Source organism: Nakamurella endophytica (genome assembly GCF_014646215.1).
Taxonomy (GTDB): Bacteria; Actinomycetota; Actinomycetes; order Mycobacteriales; family Nakamurellaceae; genus Nakamurella; species Nakamurella endophytica.
Window position 1 is genome coordinate 33,107 of the sequence record NZ_BMNA01000002.1, and the last position, 15,157, is coordinate 48,263.

Here is a 15,157-nt window from a genome sequence, read left to right on the forward strand (position 1 = left end):
ATCCCGGTCGACGCGGAGGACCGGCCGCCCGGGTCAGCCCCGGCGACCGGGGCCGAAGGTCCGGCGGCGACCGCTCGGCCCGCTGGCCTGCGCTGCGTCCTGCGGCTCCGGGGCGGTGGCGGTGGCGGTGGCCGAGCCGGAACGCTGACGCGCCACGCCGGCGTCCCGTCGCCCCGCCGATCCCTGCGCCGGTGGCGTCACCACGACGCCGGCACGCGGGACGTCCTGCTCTGCTGGCGTGCCCGGTGCCGGTGCGTCGGCGGCAGTATCGGCGGCGGCGATCCGCGCTGACCGCCCAGGCGCGGCGCCCGACGGTGGGCCGGACCGGTCCGTCGGTGCATCGGCCGTCGGTGCACCGGCCGTCGCCTCTCCGACCGTCCCGTCCTGCGGTCCCGCGGCGCCCGCCGGGGACGGATCCGTGGGCAGGTCGGTGGTGCGCTCGTCCGACCGGTCCGCGGATCGGTCGCCGGTGGCCCCCGCCGCTCGGGCGGCGCGCCACTCGGCCTCGGCGGCGTCCGCGGCGGCGGCCGGGTCGGGCAGGTCGACCGGCGTGGGCCGATCGGCGGGGTCGGTCGGGAACTCGTCGGTGCGGGGCCGGGTCCCCTCCTGCTGGGGCGGCGTGACCAGCGTCGGCGCGGTCGCCGCGAGCTCGCGGATGTGGTCCAGGTGACCGGCGAGCGACTGCAGCTGGTCGAGGATGTGCGCGCGGAGCAGTCGGAGGTGCTCGACCGCGCGGTCGGCGTCCTGCACCCGCTGCCGCGCCTCCGCGGTGGCGCGGGTGACCAGCGCGTTGGCGTAGGTGGTGGCCCGGGTCGTCAGGAGATCGGCCTCCGCGCGGGCGTCCGCGACGATCTCCGCAGCCTGCGCGGTGCTCTCCTCGTGGCGCCGTGCCGCCGCCGCGGCGGCTTCCCTGCCGAGCCGGTCGGCCTCTGCCGTGGCGTCCGCGACCAGTGTCCGGGCCGTCTCGACCGACGTCCGCTCGCGCTCCTCGATCGCCCGGGTGGTCTCGGTGCGCCGCGCGGCCATCGTGATCTCGAAGTCCTCGAGCACCTGGGTGCGGTAGGCGAGGCTTTCCGCGTCGAGTCGCTCCCGCTCGGCGGCCGTCTCCGCGGTCAGCCGCTCGGCGGCCTCCTCGGCGGTGCGCCGCAGGTTCTCCGCGGCCTCGGTCGCCTCGGCGAGCTGACGGTCCGTCTCGGCCCGGGTGTGCGCCCGGAGCTGCTCCGCCTCCCGTGCCGCCTCGGTCCGGACCTGGTCCGCCTCGGCCGTCGACCGCTCGGTGAGGTCCTGCGCCTCCCGCACGGCCCGGTCGGTCGTCTGCTCGGCGAAGGACCGCGCCTGCTGCACCCGCTGCTGCGCCTCGGCGGACGAGCGCGCGGTGACCTCGTCCGCGTCGCGGGCCGCCTGGGCGCGGGTCTGCTCGGCGTAGGCGCGGGCCTGGTCCACCGTCTGCTGCGCTTCCGCGCGGGTCGACTGGACCAGGTGACCGGCTTCGGCGTGCGCACGGGCCCGGGTGTCGTCGGCCTCGGCGTCGGCCGCCGCGATCCGGACCCGCACCTGCTCCGCGAGCTCCGCACGGCCGCGCTGGAGCTCGCGGTCCGATTCGGCCCGCGCCCGGCGCGCGTCGGTCAGCGCCGTCTCGAGCTGACCGCGCAGCTCGCCGGCGTCCGCCTCTGCGCGCGCCCGGATCTCCCCGGCCTCCTCCTCGGCCAACCGGATCAGGCGCTGCATCCGGTCCGACAGGCCCGCCATCGACACCGGTTCCAGCGCGGCCCTGTCCAGCTGCGCCCGCAGCTCGTCCGCCTCGGCCTGCGCGGCGGTCAGCTGCGCGCTGAGCTCGGACAGCTGCCGGCTGCTGGTGTCGCGGTTGGCGGTCGCGATGCGGAGGTCGTACTCGAGGCGCTCGAGATGTGCGGTGACCTGCTCCGTCGAGTACCCGCGGCGGACGATGTCGAACGGCAATTGCGTGGGCAGCCAGTCACCGGAGCTCATGTCCCGAGTGTTCCATCCGCGCCGCCGCAGCTGGGGGACGCGGCGCCACCGCCTACTGACTCTCCGTGCTGATCTCCGCGGTGCTGATCTCAGCCGTGCCGACCTCCGTGCTGATCTGCGGCGTGCTGATCTCCGGCGCAGGCGCCGCCGCCGGCTCGACCAGTTCCACCAGCACCCCGCCGGCGTCGGCCGGGTGCACGAAGTTGATCCGCGACCCCGCCGTGCCGCGGCGCGGCTCGTCGTACAGCAGCCGGAGCCCCGCGCTGCGCAGCACCGAGGCGGCCGCCTCGACGTCGGGCACCCGGTAGGCCAGTTGCTGCAGGCCCGGACCGCGGCGGTCCAGGAACCGCGCGATGGCCGAGTCCGGGCGTGACGGAGCCAGCAGCTGCACGGCGGCACCGCCGTCGAAGCCGATCATCGCCTCCTCGACACCCTGGTCCTCGTTGGTCTCGCGGTGGGTGAGCCGACCGCCCAGCGGACCCGTGTGCAGAGCGATCGCCGCGTCGAGATCCGGCACCGCGATGCCGACGTGGTCGATCGCCAGCACCCGGAGCCGCGCGAGACCGTCCACGCCGCCACCGTAGTCACCGGCCCGGAGGCCCGCCGGTCGGCGGGAGCGGCCGCGCCGCAGCGCCGCCATGGCGCTCACCGGACGGGACGGCGCCGCCCGTCCGGTGGCCGTGCCCGGTCGTCGCTGACGGTCGGCGTACCGCCCGCGTTCCGCCCGCCGGGCCGGGTAGTTTCGCGGCCATGGGATCGACGGTGATCGTGGCGGGCGCGCGTACGCCGATGGGACGGTTGTCGGGAAGTCTGGGGACGGTGCCCGCCACCGAGCTCGGCGGCACGGCGATCCGCGGAGCGCTGGACCGTTCCGGCGTGGCGCCCACGGACGTGGACTACGTGATCATGGGCCAGGTGCTCACCGCCGGGTGCGGCCAGATCCCGGCGCGGCAGGCGGCCGTGGCCGGCGGCATCCCGATGTCCGTGCCGGCGCTCACGGTGAACAAGGTCTGCCTGTCCGGCCTGGAGGCGATCGCGCTGGCGGACCAGCTGATCCGGGTCGGCGAGTTCCGCACGGTGGTCGCCGGCGGCATGGAGTCGATGACCAACGCGCCGCACCTGCTGCCGCGGTCCCGCGCCGGGTACAAGTACGGACCGGTGACGCTGCTGGACCACATGGCCTTCGACGGGCTGCAGGATTACTTCACCGACCAGGCCATGGGCGCGCTGACCGAGAAGGTCAACGATCAGGAACCGATCACCCGCGAGGAGCAGGACCGCTTCGCGGCCCGCTCGCACCAGCTCGCGGCGGCGGCCGCCGACGCCGGGGTGCTGGCCGAGGAGATCGAACCGGTGCAGGTCAGCGGCCGTCGGGGGACCACCACGGTGACCGCCGACGAGGGCATCCGGCCGGAGACCACGGTCGAGACGCTGGCCACGCTGCGACCGGCCTTCCGCGGGGACGGCACGATCACCGCCGGCTCTGCGTCGCCGATCTCCGACGGTGCCGCCGCCGTCGTGGTGATGGACCGGGAGCTGGCGCAGCAGCGCGGCCTGCCGTGGATCGCCGAGATCGGGGCGCACGGCGTCGTCGCCGGCCCGGACTCCACGCTGCAGCTGCAGCCGGCGCAGGCCATCCGGCGCGCCTGCGCTCGGGCCGGCATCGAGCCCACCGAGCTGGACCTGGTGGAGATCAACGAGGCGTTCGCCGCGGTGGGCATCGCGTCGACCCGCGCGCTGGGATTGGACCCGGACCGGGTCAACGTCGACGGCGGTGCCATCGCGCTCGGTCATCCGATCGGGATGTCGGGGGCGCGGCTGGCGCTGCACCTGGCGCTGGCCCTGCGCCGGCGTGGCGGCGGCACCGGCGTCGCGGCGCTGTGCGGCGGCGGTGGCCAGGGCGACGCCCTGCTGCTGCGCGTCCCGTCGCCCGCCGGCCGCTGACCGGCAGCCACGGCCCGGTGACCGGTGACGCAGCCGTGGCGCCGTCCGCCGCGCCGTCCCTGGCCCCGTCCGCCGGAGCGTCCGCCGGACCGGTGACGCGGACGCCGGCGGTGCACCCGGACAGCGGCGAGCTGGTCCGCGCGGCCGGTGCCGGCTCCGTCCGCGCGGTCGCGCGGCTGCTCAGCCGGATCGAGGCCGGCGGGGACGCCGCCCGGTCGGTGTCGGCCGCGCTCGCCGGGCGCCAGCGGGAGGCGCGGATCGTCGGGCTGACCGGGGCGCCTGGTGTCGGGAAGTCGACGGTGACCTCCGCCCTGGTGCGGCACGCCAGGCGGGCCGGTCGGCGGGTGGCGGTGCTCGCGGTCGACCCGTCGAGCCCGTTCAGCGGCGGCGCGCTGCTCGGCGACCGGGTGCGGATGGCCGAGCACGCGACCGACCGGGACGTCTACATCCGGTCGCTGTCGTCCCGCGGCCGGCTGGGCGGGCTGTCCGCGGCGACGCCCGCGGCCGTCGACGCCCTGGCGGCGCTCGGTTTCGACCTGGTGCTGGTCGAGACGGTGGGCGTGGGCCAGAACGAGGTGGACGTGCTGTCGCTGGCCGACACGGTGCTGCTGGTGCTGGCGCCGGGCATGGGCGACGAGATCCAGGCGGCCAAGGCCGGCATCCTCGAGATCGCCGACGTGCTACTCGTCAACAAGGCGGACCACGAGCACGCCGCCGCGACGGTCCGCGAGCTCACCGGCATGCTGGCCCTCGGTCGTTCCGGGCGGCAGCGACCCGGGGAGTGGCGGGTCCCCGTGCAGCGGTCCGTCGCGACCCGCGGTGACGGCATCGACGAGGTCGCCGCGGTGCTGGACCGGCACCACGCGCACCTGGTCACCTCCGGCGAGCTCGAGGAGCGCCGGCGCCGCCGAATCGCCGCCGCCGTCCGCGCGGCCGTGTCGGACCGGTTCGCCGCCGAGCTCGACCGGCGGCCGCCCGGTGCCGCCGACGGGCTCGACGACGTCCACCTGCTGGCGGACCGGTGGTGGGCCGGGCTGGCCGGTGGGGCGCAGGACGGTGGGTGAGCAGGACGACCCGGCGGCAGTCCGCGGCCGGAGCAGGGATCGGACGGTTCCGGCGCGGACCGGACGCGGATCAGGCCCGGATCAGGCCGGGATCGGGCCAGGATCGGACCCGGTCAGGCGAAGTCGCCGGCGGCCTGCCGGACCTTGGTGAGCAAGGTCGACAGCTCGGTCACCTCGGCGTCGTCCAGCCCGCGGAGACCGAAGTCGGCGCCGGTCACCGCGCCGGTGGCAGCGGTGAGCCGGTCGCGACCGGCGTCGGTCAGCTCCACCAGCGTCGTGCGGCGGTCGCTGGGGTGGGGGAGCCGGCGGGCCAACCCGTCCGCCTCCAACCGGTCGACGATGTTGGTGATCGAGGTGGGATGCAGCTGCAGCCGCTCGCCCATCATCCGCATCGGCAGCGATCCGCGGCGCGAGAACGACAGCAGCACGAGGGCCTCGTAGCGGGCGAAGGTCAGGCCGTGCGGCTTGAGCGCCTCGTCCACCGCGGCCTGCAGGATCTGCTGGACGCGCATGACGTTGGTGACCGCGGCCATGGCACCGTTCGGACCGATGCGCTCCGCCCACGTCTGCGCGGCCTTGGCGATCGGGTCGAAAGGCAGCGCCGGCGCCGTGGAGGAAGCGGTCATGACCCCGACCGTAGCAAGCCTGGCCAGCGGCATCGCCGGCCCTGGACACCGTGCGGCCGGCGACCGGGAGGACCCGACGGGGCCAACGGTCGGACGCCCGACTGTCGGATATCCTCGGTGGTACCGACGGCAGTGACGCCGAGGCGCGACCCGCCCCGGCCACCGAGAGGCGGACAGCATGACGACGACGGACCCGGGCATCGCGACCACGCCGGACGACGGGCCACGGCCGCGTCCTGGGACCCGGATCGGACCGGCGCCGGCCGCCGCGGGCCCGGCCGGCGGCGGTGACGCGGTGGCCGCAGGGCGGGAGCGCTGGCGGCACCGGTTCCAGGCGGCCGAGGAGGCCGGCCGGGTCCGCGACGCGGACTGGTCGACGCTGTCCGGGGAGCCGCTGGAGCCCGTCTACGGACCGCCCGACGGCGACCGCAGGGAGGGCCTGGACCGCATCGGCTGGCCGGGCGAGTACCCCTTCACCCGCGGCCTGCACGCCACCGGCTACCGCGGCAAGCCGTGGACGATCCGGCAGTTCGCCGGTTTCGGCAACGCCGTGCAGACGAACGAGCGCTACCGGTCGATCCTCGCGCAGGGCGGGCACGGGCTGTCGGTGGCGTTCGACATGCCGACCCTGATGGGGCGGGACTCGGACGATCCGCTGGCGGTCGGCGAGGTCGGCCACTGCGGCGTGGCGGTCGACTCGGCGGCCGACATGGACGTGCTGTTCGAGGGCATCGACCTGGCCCACGTCACCACGTCGATGACCATCTCCGGTCCGGCGGTGCCGATCTTCTGCATGTACCTGGTCGCCGCGGAGCGCCAGGGCGCCGACATCGGCGTCCTGGACGGCACCCTGCAGACGGACATCTTCAAGGAGTACATCGCGCAGAAGGAGTGGCTGTTCCCGCCGGAGCCGCACCTGCGGCTGATCGGCGACCTGATGGAGTTCTGCACCGACCGCATCCCGGCGTACAAGCCGCTGTCGGTGTCGGGCTACCACATCCGCGAGGCGGGCGCGACGGCCGCGCAGGAGCTGGCGTACACGCTGGCCGACGGCCTGGCCTACGTCGAGCTCGGACTGTCGCGCGGCCTGGACGTCAACCGGTTCGCGCCCGGACTGAGCTTCTTCTTCGACGCGCACATCGACTTCTTCGAGGAGATCGCCAAATTCCGTGCAGCGCGGCGCATCTGGGCCCGGTGGATGCGGGACGTGTTCGGCGCCACGGATCCGCGCGCCCAGTGGCTCCGCTTCCACACGCAGACGGCAGGGGTCTCGCTCACCGCGGCGCAGCCGGACAACAACGTCGTCCGCACCGCCGTCGAGGCGCTCGCCGCGGTCCTCGGCGGGACGAACTCGTTGCACACCAACGCCCTCGACGAGGTCCTGGCGCTGCCGACGGACCGGACCGCGCAGATCGCGCTCCGCACCCAGCAGGTGCTCATGGAGGAGACGGGGGTCTGCTCCGTCGCGGACCCGCTGGGCGGCAGCTGGTACGTCGAGGCGCTGACCGACCGGCTGGAGCAGCAGGCCGAGGAGGTGTTCGACGTCATCCGGGACCGCGCGCGCGTGGCCGTGCCCTCCGGTCGCCACCCGATCGGCGAGATGACCAGCGGCATCCTGCAGGGCATCGAGGACGGCTACTTCACCGGCGAGATCGCGGACGCGGCCTTCCGGTACTCGACGGCGCTGGAAGCCGGGCGCAAGCACATGGTCGGGGTTACCACGCTGACCGGCGGGGTCGGCGAGCCGGTCGAGATCCTGCGGATCTCCGCGGACGTCGAACGCGAGCAACGCACCCTGCTGGCGCGGCGGCGGGCGGACCGCGACAGCGCCGCGGTGGCGCGGGGTCTCGCCGCGCTCACGGACGTCGCCCGCTCGGGGGCCAACATGATCCCGGCCATGCTGGAGGCGGTGCGGGCCGAGGCGACGCTCGGCGAGATCTGCGGGGTACTCCGGGAGCTGTGGGGGACCTACACCGAGCCGGCCCGCATCTGAGGCTGCCGTCCGGCCCGCTCGATCCGTGGACCGCCGGCCCGCCCAGCGAGGAGCGACCGGGCGGCCGGCACCCCGGAGGACGGCCGGTCGGCGACCGCCGTCCGCGATCGGCGGCGGCTCCCGGGACCTCCGGGAGCCGGCGAACTGCCCGATCCCGTCCGGCCGGCCGGCGTGGACGCTGCGGCGCCGCTCGCCAGGACGGGGCGACGAACCCGTCCCGCGGCCCACGTCGACGTTCCGGCCCGGCTGCCGGGGGACGCCGGACGAGCCGTCGTGCCAGGCGCGGGTCCGGGCCGCGCACGCACGGGCGGTCCGGCCGGCCGTGACAAAATCGCGTCATGACCCGACCCGACCCGCGCCAGCAGGCCGCCCTGTCCGCGGCCTTCGCCGGTGCCGTCGACCTGTCCGCTCTGGCCCGGCCTGCCACCCCGGCCCCTCCGGTGCCCAGCTCGCAGTACGTCGTGGACGTCACCGAGGCCTCGTTCGGCGAGGTGGTGCAGACGTCCGCGCAGCTGCTGGTGGTCGTCGACCTCTGGTCGGCGCGTTCTCAGGGCAGCGCGACGCTGTCCCCGGTGCTGGCCCGGCTGGCGGAGGAGGGGCGCGGTACCTGGCTGCTGGCCCGGGTCGACGTGGACGCCAATCCGCGGATCGCGCAGGCGTTCCAGGTCCAGGCCATCCCGACCACGGTGGCCCTGGCCGGCGGGCAGCCGGTCGACGCGTTCACCGGCGTGCAGCCCGAGGACCAGCTGCGGGCCTGGATCACGTCCCTGATCGATGCCCTCCGCGACCGGCTGCCCGGCATCCGGGCTGCCGAGGAGGCGGCCGGCGGACCGGCGCCCGAGCCGGTCGACCCGCGTTTCGTCGCCGCGGAAGAACTGCTGGAACTGGGCGACTTCGCGGGGGCCCGGGCGGCGTACCAGGCGATCCTCGACGCCGAGCCGGCCAACGCCGACGCGGCCTCGGCGCTCGCCCAGACCGACTTCCTGGCCCGCACCACCGACCTCTCGGACGACGCCGTGGAGTTCGCCGACGCCCACCCCGACGACGTCCGCGCCCAGTGCGCCGCCGCCGATCTCGAGGTGGCCTCGAACCTGGCGTCCGCGGCGTTCGACCGGCTGATCGCCACCGTCCGGCGGGCGGCGGGCGACGACCGGACCGTCGCGCGGGAGCACCTGTTGGGTCTGTTCGCGCTGTTCCCGGTGGACGACGAGGCGGTCCGGACGGCCCGGCGCCGGCTGGCCGCCGCGCTGTACTGAGGCACCAGGAACCAGGCTGCAGGTAGGCCGGCAGGCAGCCGGGTCCGGACCGCACGGCCGCCGGTCGCGTCCGTCGGACGAGCGTCGGACGGGGGCCGCCGGGTGTGATCGGCGACGGACCGCGGGAGCAGGAACGGGGCCGCCGGACGGGCGGACCGGGCGGTGCCCACCTGCGTGCCGACGTGCGTGTCGAGTCCGAGCCGGAGCACGGGCCGCAGCACGCGCTCCCGCGGAGGGGACCGGACCTGGAAACGAGAGCGACGTGCCGCCGCTCGGGCCGGGTCGGGTGGCCAGGGAACCGGCGGGGCCGGCGGCTCGTCGCAGAGGCGCCCGGGTGCAGGTGCCCCGGCGTGCCGCGCCGCGGCACCTGCGCCGCCACCGTCGCCGACGGTGCCCCACACGACAGGACTGCAAGCGATGACCTCCGAAGCGCCCCGCCCCGTCTTCACCGGTCCCGGCCCGGTTCCCCCGGGCGGACCGGGAGCGCCGGTCGGCGTCCACCCGCCCCAGGCGGCACCGGCGCAGGGCTGGACCGGGCGCCCCGACGGTCCGCCACCCGGCTGGCAGGGTCCGGACGGCGCCGCGCCGGGATTCGGGCCCGGCCCCCACGGTGCGCACGGCCCGCATCCGCACGGCCCGGCCGGTCCCGTGCCGCCGCAGGGTCAGCCCGGGCCGTCCGCCGCCGGTATCGGCCTGCCGACGGTTGCCGGCATCGCCGGCGTCGTGCTGGTGGCCCTGGGGCTGTCGATCCCGTTCGACAAGACCTCGTCCTGGGTGACCCAGACTGCATGGTCGATCTTCGCGCTGCTGGCCGCACTCCTGGTCGTGGCGGCGCCCGCGCTGCGCGGCTCCATCCGCGCACCGCGCGGTGTCTGGTACCTGACCGCCGCCGCCGGCGGCGCCCTGGTCGGGTACTGGCTCCTCGTCGTGCTGCCGCAGGTGTCCTCGAACACCGGGTTCGTGCTCACCCTGGGCGTCGGCGCCGTCGCGCTGACGGCCTGGCTGTCCCCGCACCGGCCGCGATGACCGCCCGGCCGTCCGCGGCCGGCGGGCCGACGCCCGCCCCGGTCCGGGTACCGGGCCGGCTCGGCGCACGGGCCGGCATGCTCACCGCCGCCCTGGCCGCGATGGTCGCCAGCATCGGACTGGCGTGGCGCAACAGCAGTCTCGAGTTCGCGCCGGCCTCGGCCTGGGTGCCGGGCTACTGCCACGTCACGTACGACGGGTACAGCTACTGCGACACCGGGTACGTCGCCTTCGGCATCGGGACCCGCGTCGGCGGGCCGGTGGCCGGGACGTCGCTGCAGATCCGGGTGATGGTGGTGGTCGCCGCGGCGTTGCTGCTGTGGGCGGCACGCAGCCGGCGGACCGCCGCGGCGCGCGCCGGCGTGGTCGTCGGCGTGCTCGGCCTCTTCGTCGGCGGGGTGTCGGTCACGTCGGGAAGGCTGCTCTACGCCGTCGGGCTGGCCGTCGCCGCCACCGTGCTGTACCGGGCGGGGCTGCTGGCCCGACCCGGGCGGACCCGGGCGCCGCGGTACCCGGCGACGACCTGACTCCGGCGAGCCCGCCGTCCACCCCCCGCGGGCACACGTCAGGGCCGGACCTCGTGGAGGTCCGGCCCTGATCCGTGTCCGTGGTGCTCCGGGTGAGCGGGGCGCCGCGATCGGCGGCGGCGATGCCCGGCAGGTCGCAGTTCAGCGGCCGGCGGTACCGGCCACCAGGTCCCGGCGCCGGCGCCAGGACGGCTGGACGGCGCGGAGCAGCAGGCGCAGGGGCAGCGGCACGTCGGAGCGCAGCGCCGCCAGCTCCTGCTCGGTGCACTGCTCGACCACCCACGGCAGCGTGAAGATCAGGTGGCCCAGCTTGGCGTCCTTGCGGAACTTGCGCTCGCAGTGCGCGAAGTCGGCGTGCGAGACGTAGGTCCGGATGACCGGGAACACCGTCGCCTCCTCGTCCTCGATGTGCTCGTCCAGCTCGTCGGCCACCGTCGTCAGGATCCGGCCGAGGGCCGCGGCGGCGGTGCGGAGATCGGCGGCGGGGGCGGCGCGGAAGCCGGCCAGCGCCGACGTCGCCTGCTCGAGCAGCTGGTGCAGCTCGGCGTGGTCGTCGGTCAGCGGGTCCAGGTCGACGTGCGGCCCGGCGGAGACGGCGATGACGGGCCAGAGGACGTCGTCCTCCTTGGTGTGGTGCTGGTGCAGCTCGGTGAGCACGTGGTCGGCGAACGTCCCGATGGCGGCGCGGCGGGCGTCGTCGCACGGAGCGCCGTCGGCGACGGACGTCACGGCGACCGCCAGCAGCCGGGTGCCCGAGCGCAGTGCCCGGTGGATGAGGGTGAAGCCCATGAGGTCGGCCTCGGGTTCGCCGGGGCGGCGCGGGGTGACGGGGAACGGCAGGCGGGGGGTGGGTGTCGTGGTCATGGGAAGAGACTGGGCGCGGGCACTTGGCCCGGACTTTGCGTGCACTGAACCGTGACCGTGCCCTGAACCGTGCCCTGAACAGCGGAGCCGGCTCCCGCTGTCAGTGCCCGCCCACCGGGACGTCTCGAGGTGCCTCGAACAGTGGGCCGTCCAGGGCGGCCCGGGCCGCTCGAAGCCAGTCGGCGTTGCCGGTCGATCCGGCCACCCGGACGGCGACCTGCTGGTGCTCGGCCGCAGCCGCCGCGTCGCCGCGATGGGCGGCGAGCCGGGCGAGCAGGGTCGCCGTCGGACCGACGGCCACGGACGCGGTCCAGGCTCCGCAGACGGTGTCGCGGTGCGGGAGCAGTGCCGCGTAGGACGCGTCGACGCGGGCCCGGTCGTCCAGGCCCAGCCCGACCATGGCCCGGAGTGCCCAGCGGACGGGTCCGAAGTAGTCGTCACGGACGGGGGAGGGGGGACCGCTGCGGTCGAGGAGCTCGCGGGCCTCCTCGGGCCGGCCGTCGACCAGCAGCGCCACGGCGAGGAGTTCCACCGTCTCGGCCGACAGGTCCGGTGACGTGGCGTCCAGCACGGATCTGGTCATGTCCAGCAGCTCGGCGTACCGGCCGGCGGACAGCCGCAGGCAGAACACCGAGACCCACCACGTCAGCTCCGCGGACTGCCGGTAGAACCCGGTGGTGCTCACCGCGGCGCTGGCCGTGTCGTAGGCGGCCTCGGCCTCGGCCCACCGGCCGGCGAGCGCCAGGCGCAGGCCGCGGTACCAGAGCCCGATGCCCGCCAGCAGCGGCAGTCCGTACCGCTCGGCGAGGGTGACGGCGTCGGCGGCGTGGACATCGGCGGCGGCCCAGTCCGCCCGCGCGCAGCAGGCCTGCAGCAGGATCAGCTGCGCCGCCGCCTCGAACTGGCCGAGGCCGTGGCGCCGGGCGAGGTCCAGCAGCTCCGCGCCGACGGCCCGTCGCTCCTCGATGCCGTCGACCAGGTCGCGGTAGGTGTGCAGGTACCGGCCGTACAGCGCGTGGGCCAGGACGGTGGGGTCGCCGTGCGCCCGGGCGACCTCGAGGGCCTCGAGACCCGCGCGGTAGCCGGCGTCGTCCGGGTCGCCCTCCAGCTCGGTGGCGACCACGGCCAGCAGTCGGGCCCGCAGGTCCGGCCGTCCGGCGAGCCGGTCCGCCGTGGCGCGGGTCAACCCGAGCAGGTAGTGGTCCTGCGGGTGCACGGACCGGGGCGACCAGATCGTCGGCACGTCCGCGGCGAGGATGATCTCCGCGGTCAGCTCGTGGTCGCCGGTCGCGGCGGCGACCGGGAGGATGTCCTCCCGCAGGCTCCGCGACCGCGCGACGTCGCCGGCGAGCTGCGCGGCGCGGATCTGCCGGGCACGCAGCCGCAGCACGCCGGCCACGTCGTCGGGTCCGGCCGTGCGGCGGGCGGACTCCGCCCGGGCCCACCAGTCGGCGGCATCCGTGTAGGCCCAGCGGTGCTCGGCCAGGTCGGCGGCGGCGGCGGCGTACCGCGCCGTCGCAGCCGCGTGCGACGGCCCCGCCGACTCGTGGTGGTGTGCGAGGGCGGTGACGTCGTCCGGCCGCAGCACCTCCAGTGCCGAGGCGATGCGCCCGTGCCAGCGGGCGCGGCGCACGGAGGACAGGTCGTCGTACAGGGTGTCGCGGACGAGGGCGTGGCCGAACCCGACCCGGCCGGGCGCCGGTTCCACCAGCAGACCGCTGACCAGCGCCAGCTCGAGGGCGTCCACCGCCCCGTCGTCGAGGTCGGGCGCCGTGCCGCCGGCCGCCGCAGCGGTGAGCAGCACGTCGGTGTCGATCTCGCGGCCGCCGACGGCCGCGACCCGCAGCAGGGTGACGGTCTCGGCCGGCAGCACCGCCAGCCGCTGCCGCACCACGTCGCGCACGCCGCCCGGCACCGCCGCCACGTCCTGGCCGGAGGCGATCAGCCGCACCAGCTCGCGGACGTAGAACGGGTTGCCGCCGCTGCGGTCGGCGATGACCGCGCGGGTGGTCGCGTCGATGCCGACCAGCGCCCACTCGTCGACGAGTGCGTCCACCGCGTCCGGCCGCAGCCCGGCCAGCTCCAGCCGGGCGGGGGAGCGACGGGCCAGCGCCGCGAGGGTCCGGGTCAGCCCGGGGGACGGCTCCGGCCGGTGCCCGGCCACCACCAGCACCCGCGCGGAGCTCAGCGTCTCGACCAGATCCACTGTCATCGCAGCGGTCTCGTCGTCGGCCCGGTGCAGGTCGTCCACCGTCACCAGCAACGGCCGGTCGCCGGCGACCGTGCCGAGCCAGTCGGCGACGGCCCGGTGCACCCGGAACCGGCTGCCCACGGCGTCGCCGTCGCCGGCCACATCGGTCAGCCAGGGGGCCAGCGTCGCCGCGTCCGGACCGAGCCGGTCCGGCAGGTCCGCGGCGAGCCGGCGGAGGGCGTCGATCCACGGCCAGCCGCTCGGCGCGCCGTCGGTCTCCGGGCAGCGGACGGCACAGACCCGCCAGCCGTCCGAGCGCAGCCGGCCGGCCAGGTGGTCGAGCAGTGCGGTCTTCCCGCCGCCCGCCTCGCCCGCGACGACCGCGACCTGCAGCCCGACCCGCCGTGCCCGGTCGGCGGCGGATGACAGCTCGGCGACCTCGGCGGCGCGGCCGATCAGTGGCGTGACAGGCACCTGGGGCACCAGGCCGTCCGACCGGCCGAACGCCTGGCCGGCGGCCGGTGCGGTGCCGTCGCCGGTGGCCGGCGCGATCCCGCGGACCATTGCCGGAGTGGCTTCGCCGACCGCGGTCGCGCCGACCGCGGGGTACGCCGCTGCTGCCGGGTCGCCTGGATCCGTCGCGGGCGCCGTGGGTTCGGCACCCGGCGTCGGGCGGTGCGGTGCCCCGCCGCCACGAGCCGGACGTGCGGTGTCGACCAGGGACGAGAGAGCGGCGTCGGACGGACCGTCCGGCGTCGAGCCGGTGGGGCGCGAACTGCTCGCGGGGCTGGGACTGCTCGCGGGGCCGGCAGCGCTCGCGGGGCTCGAACCGCTCCCGGAGCCGGGTGCGCCAGCCGGCCCGGGCGCCGCGGCGGTCCGGAGCACCAGGTGGTCGGCGTGGGCGAGAATGTCCTGTTCCAGCCGGCGCAGCTCGGGGCCCGGGTCGACGCCCAGGTCCTCGGAGAGCCGGGCGCGGGCCTCGCGGAGGGCGCCCAGGGCGTCGCCCTGCCGGCCCGACCGGTACAGGCCCAGCGCCAGCAGCCGCCAGGCCTCCTCGCGCAACGGGTGCGCGGTGACGTGCGCCCGGAGGGCGGTCACCGCGTCCGGTGTCCGCCCCGCGGCCAGCTCGGCGGTGGCCCGGCGCTCCACGAGCGCCAGCCGCAGGTCCTCGAGGCGGATGCGTTCCGTCGCCGCCCACGCCTCGTCGGCGAAGTCGGCGTACGCCGGCCCCCGCCAGAGCGCCTCCGCCGCCGCGTACCGATCCGCCGCGGCGGCCGGGTCGGCCGGCAGCAGCCTGTCGCCGTCGGCGGTCAGGGCCGCCATGTCGGCGGCGTCGACGGCGCCGCCGGCACGCAGCGCATAGCCCGGCGGTTCGGTGACCAGCACGATGGCCGGCGACCGGGGTGCACGGTCCGGTTCGAGGACCCGGCGGAGCAGCGAGATGTGCGCCTGCAGCAGCGCGATGGCCCGGGGCTGCAGGTCCGAGCGCCACAGGTCGGCGACCAGCACCTCGGCGGACACCGCGCGGCCTTCGGCGATCAGCAGCCGGGCCACGACCGACCGCTGGCGGGGGCCGCCCAGGTCCAGCGGTTGCCCGTCGCGGAGGGCCCGGACGGCGCCGAGGACGCCGAAGTCCAGGGCGGCGGCCGGCATGCGCCCAAGGGTAGAGGACCGGCC

At 76.3% G+C, this 15,157-nt stretch carries 11 protein-coding genes and 1 pseudogene; 7 read left to right on the top strand and 5 right to left on the bottom strand.

The annotated features are described in order from the left end of the window. Positions 1-33: 33 nt before the first annotated feature. Entirely contained in the window at positions 34-1,989 is a 1,956-nt protein-coding gene (locus IEY37_RS03860) for a coiled-coil domain-containing protein (protein WP_188940240.1), read from the bottom strand. On the opposite strand from IEY37_RS03860, the pseudogene IEY37_RS22745 reads away from it, so the two are divergent. Beyond that, positions 1,946-2,095: pseudogene (locus IEY37_RS22745) on the top strand (hypothetical protein); the annotation flags it as partial. The gene IEY37_RS03860 and the pseudogene IEY37_RS22745 overlap by 44 nt on opposite strands. On the opposite strand, the gene mce reads toward IEY37_RS22745, so the two are convergent. Continuing rightward, positions 2,042-2,629 (bottom strand): methylmalonyl-CoA epimerase, encoded by a 588-nt coding sequence (gene mce / locus IEY37_RS03865; protein ID WP_188940780.1) that lies wholly within the window; start codon positions 2,627-2,629, stop codon positions 2,042-2,044. The pseudogene IEY37_RS22745 and the gene mce sit on opposite strands and share 54 nt — an antisense overlap. A 110-nt stretch (positions 2,630-2,739) precedes the next feature. On the opposite strand from mce, the gene IEY37_RS03870 reads away from it, so the two are divergent. Together IEY37_RS03870 and meaB are read left to right on the top strand one after the other, a co-directional pair. Beyond that, entirely contained in the window at positions 2,740-3,933 is a 1,194-nt protein-coding gene (locus IEY37_RS03870; protein ID WP_188940241.1) for an acetyl-CoA C-acetyltransferase, read from the top strand. Positions 3,934-3,992: 59 nt separating this feature from the next. Continuing rightward, on the top strand, positions 3,993-4,997 hold the full coding sequence (gene meaB / locus IEY37_RS03875) for a methylmalonyl Co-A mutase-associated GTPase MeaB (protein WP_444543377.1): 1,005 nt from the start codon (positions 3,993-3,995) through the stop codon (positions 4,995-4,997). 113 nt (positions 4,998-5,110) lie between these two features. On the opposite strand, the gene IEY37_RS22450 is transcribed toward meaB, so the two are convergent. Then, on the bottom strand, positions 5,111-5,623 hold the full coding sequence (locus IEY37_RS22450; RefSeq protein WP_188940242.1) for a MarR family winged helix-turn-helix transcriptional regulator: 513 nt from the start codon (positions 5,621-5,623) through the stop codon (positions 5,111-5,113). 178 nt (positions 5,624-5,801) lie between these two features. Here IEY37_RS22450 and icmA point away from each other — a divergent pair, with 178 nt between their 5' ends. The 4 genes from icmA to IEY37_RS03900 all read left to right on the top strand — a co-directional run bounded on the left by icmA (position 5,802) and on the right by IEY37_RS03900 (position 10,425). Further along, positions 5,802-7,616 carry a coenzyme B12-dependent isobutyryl-CoA mutase large subunit gene (gene icmA, locus IEY37_RS03885; protein WP_188940243.1) on the top strand — a complete coding sequence of 605 codons (1,815 nt, stop codon included), beginning with the start codon at positions 5,802-5,804 and terminating at the stop codon, positions 7,614-7,616. 338 nt (positions 7,617-7,954) lie between these two features. After that, on the top strand, positions 7,955-8,872 hold the full coding sequence (locus IEY37_RS03890) for a tetratricopeptide repeat protein (protein ID WP_188940244.1): 918 nt from the start codon (positions 7,955-7,957) through the stop codon (positions 8,870-8,872). A 417-nt stretch (positions 8,873-9,289) separates the two neighbouring features. Next, entirely contained in the window at positions 9,290-9,898 is a 609-nt protein-coding gene (locus tag IEY37_RS03895; RefSeq protein WP_188940245.1) for a hypothetical protein, read from the top strand. Then, a complete protein-coding gene (locus IEY37_RS03900) occupies positions 9,895-10,425 on the top strand; it encodes a hypothetical protein (RefSeq protein ID WP_188940246.1) in 531 nt (176 codons plus the stop codon). The genes IEY37_RS03895 and IEY37_RS03900 overlap by 4 nt, the downstream gene beginning before the upstream one ends. Positions 10,426-10,566: 141 nt before the next feature. On the opposite strand, the gene IEY37_RS03905 is transcribed toward IEY37_RS03900, so the two are convergent. Beyond that, positions 10,567-11,289 (bottom strand): hemerythrin domain-containing protein, encoded by a 723-nt coding sequence (locus IEY37_RS03905; RefSeq protein WP_188940247.1) that lies wholly within the window; start codon positions 11,287-11,289, stop codon positions 10,567-10,569. A gap of 100 nt (positions 11,290-11,389) precedes the next feature. Beyond that, positions 11,390-15,133: an ATP-binding protein gene (locus tag IEY37_RS03910; RefSeq protein ID WP_188940248.1), complete on the bottom strand. Its 3,744-nt coding sequence runs from the start codon at positions 15,131-15,133 to the stop codon at positions 11,390-11,392. Between the last annotated feature and the right edge of the window lie 24 nt (positions 15,134-15,157).

Excerpts from the sequence above, each read along its gene's own strand:
- IEY37_RS03860 (WP_188940240.1), bottom strand. The coding sequence starts at position 1,989 with ATGAGCTCCGGTGACTGGCTGCCCACGCAATTGCCGTTCGACATCGTC.
- mce (WP_188940780.1), bottom strand. The coding sequence starts at position 2,629 with ATGGCGGCGCTGCGGCGCGGCCGCTCCCGCCGACCGGCGGGCCTCCGG.
- IEY37_RS03870 (WP_188940241.1), top strand. The coding sequence starts at position 2,740 with ATGGGATCGACGGTGATCGTGGCGGGCGCGCGTACGCCGATGGGACGG.
- IEY37_RS22450 (WP_188940242.1), bottom strand. The coding sequence starts at position 5,623 with ATGACCGCTTCCTCCACGGCGCCGGCGCTGCCTTTCGACCCGATCGCC.
- icmA (WP_188940243.1), top strand. The coding sequence starts at position 5,802 with ATGACGACGACGGACCCGGGCATCGCGACCACGCCGGACGACGGGCCA.
- IEY37_RS03890 (WP_188940244.1), top strand. The coding sequence starts at position 7,955 with ATGACCCGACCCGACCCGCGCCAGCAGGCCGCCCTGTCCGCGGCCTTC.
- IEY37_RS03895 (WP_188940245.1), top strand. The coding sequence starts at position 9,290 with ATGACCTCCGAAGCGCCCCGCCCCGTCTTCACCGGTCCCGGCCCGGTT.
- IEY37_RS03900 (WP_188940246.1), top strand. The coding sequence starts at position 9,895 with ATGACCGCCCGGCCGTCCGCGGCCGGCGGGCCGACGCCCGCCCCGGTC.
- IEY37_RS03905 (WP_188940247.1), bottom strand. The coding sequence starts at position 11,289 with ATGACCACGACACCCACCCCCCGCCTGCCGTTCCCCGTCACCCCGCGC.
- IEY37_RS03910 (WP_188940248.1), bottom strand. The coding sequence starts at position 15,133 with ATGCCGGCCGCCGCCCTGGACTTCGGCGTCCTCGGCGCCGTCCGGGCC.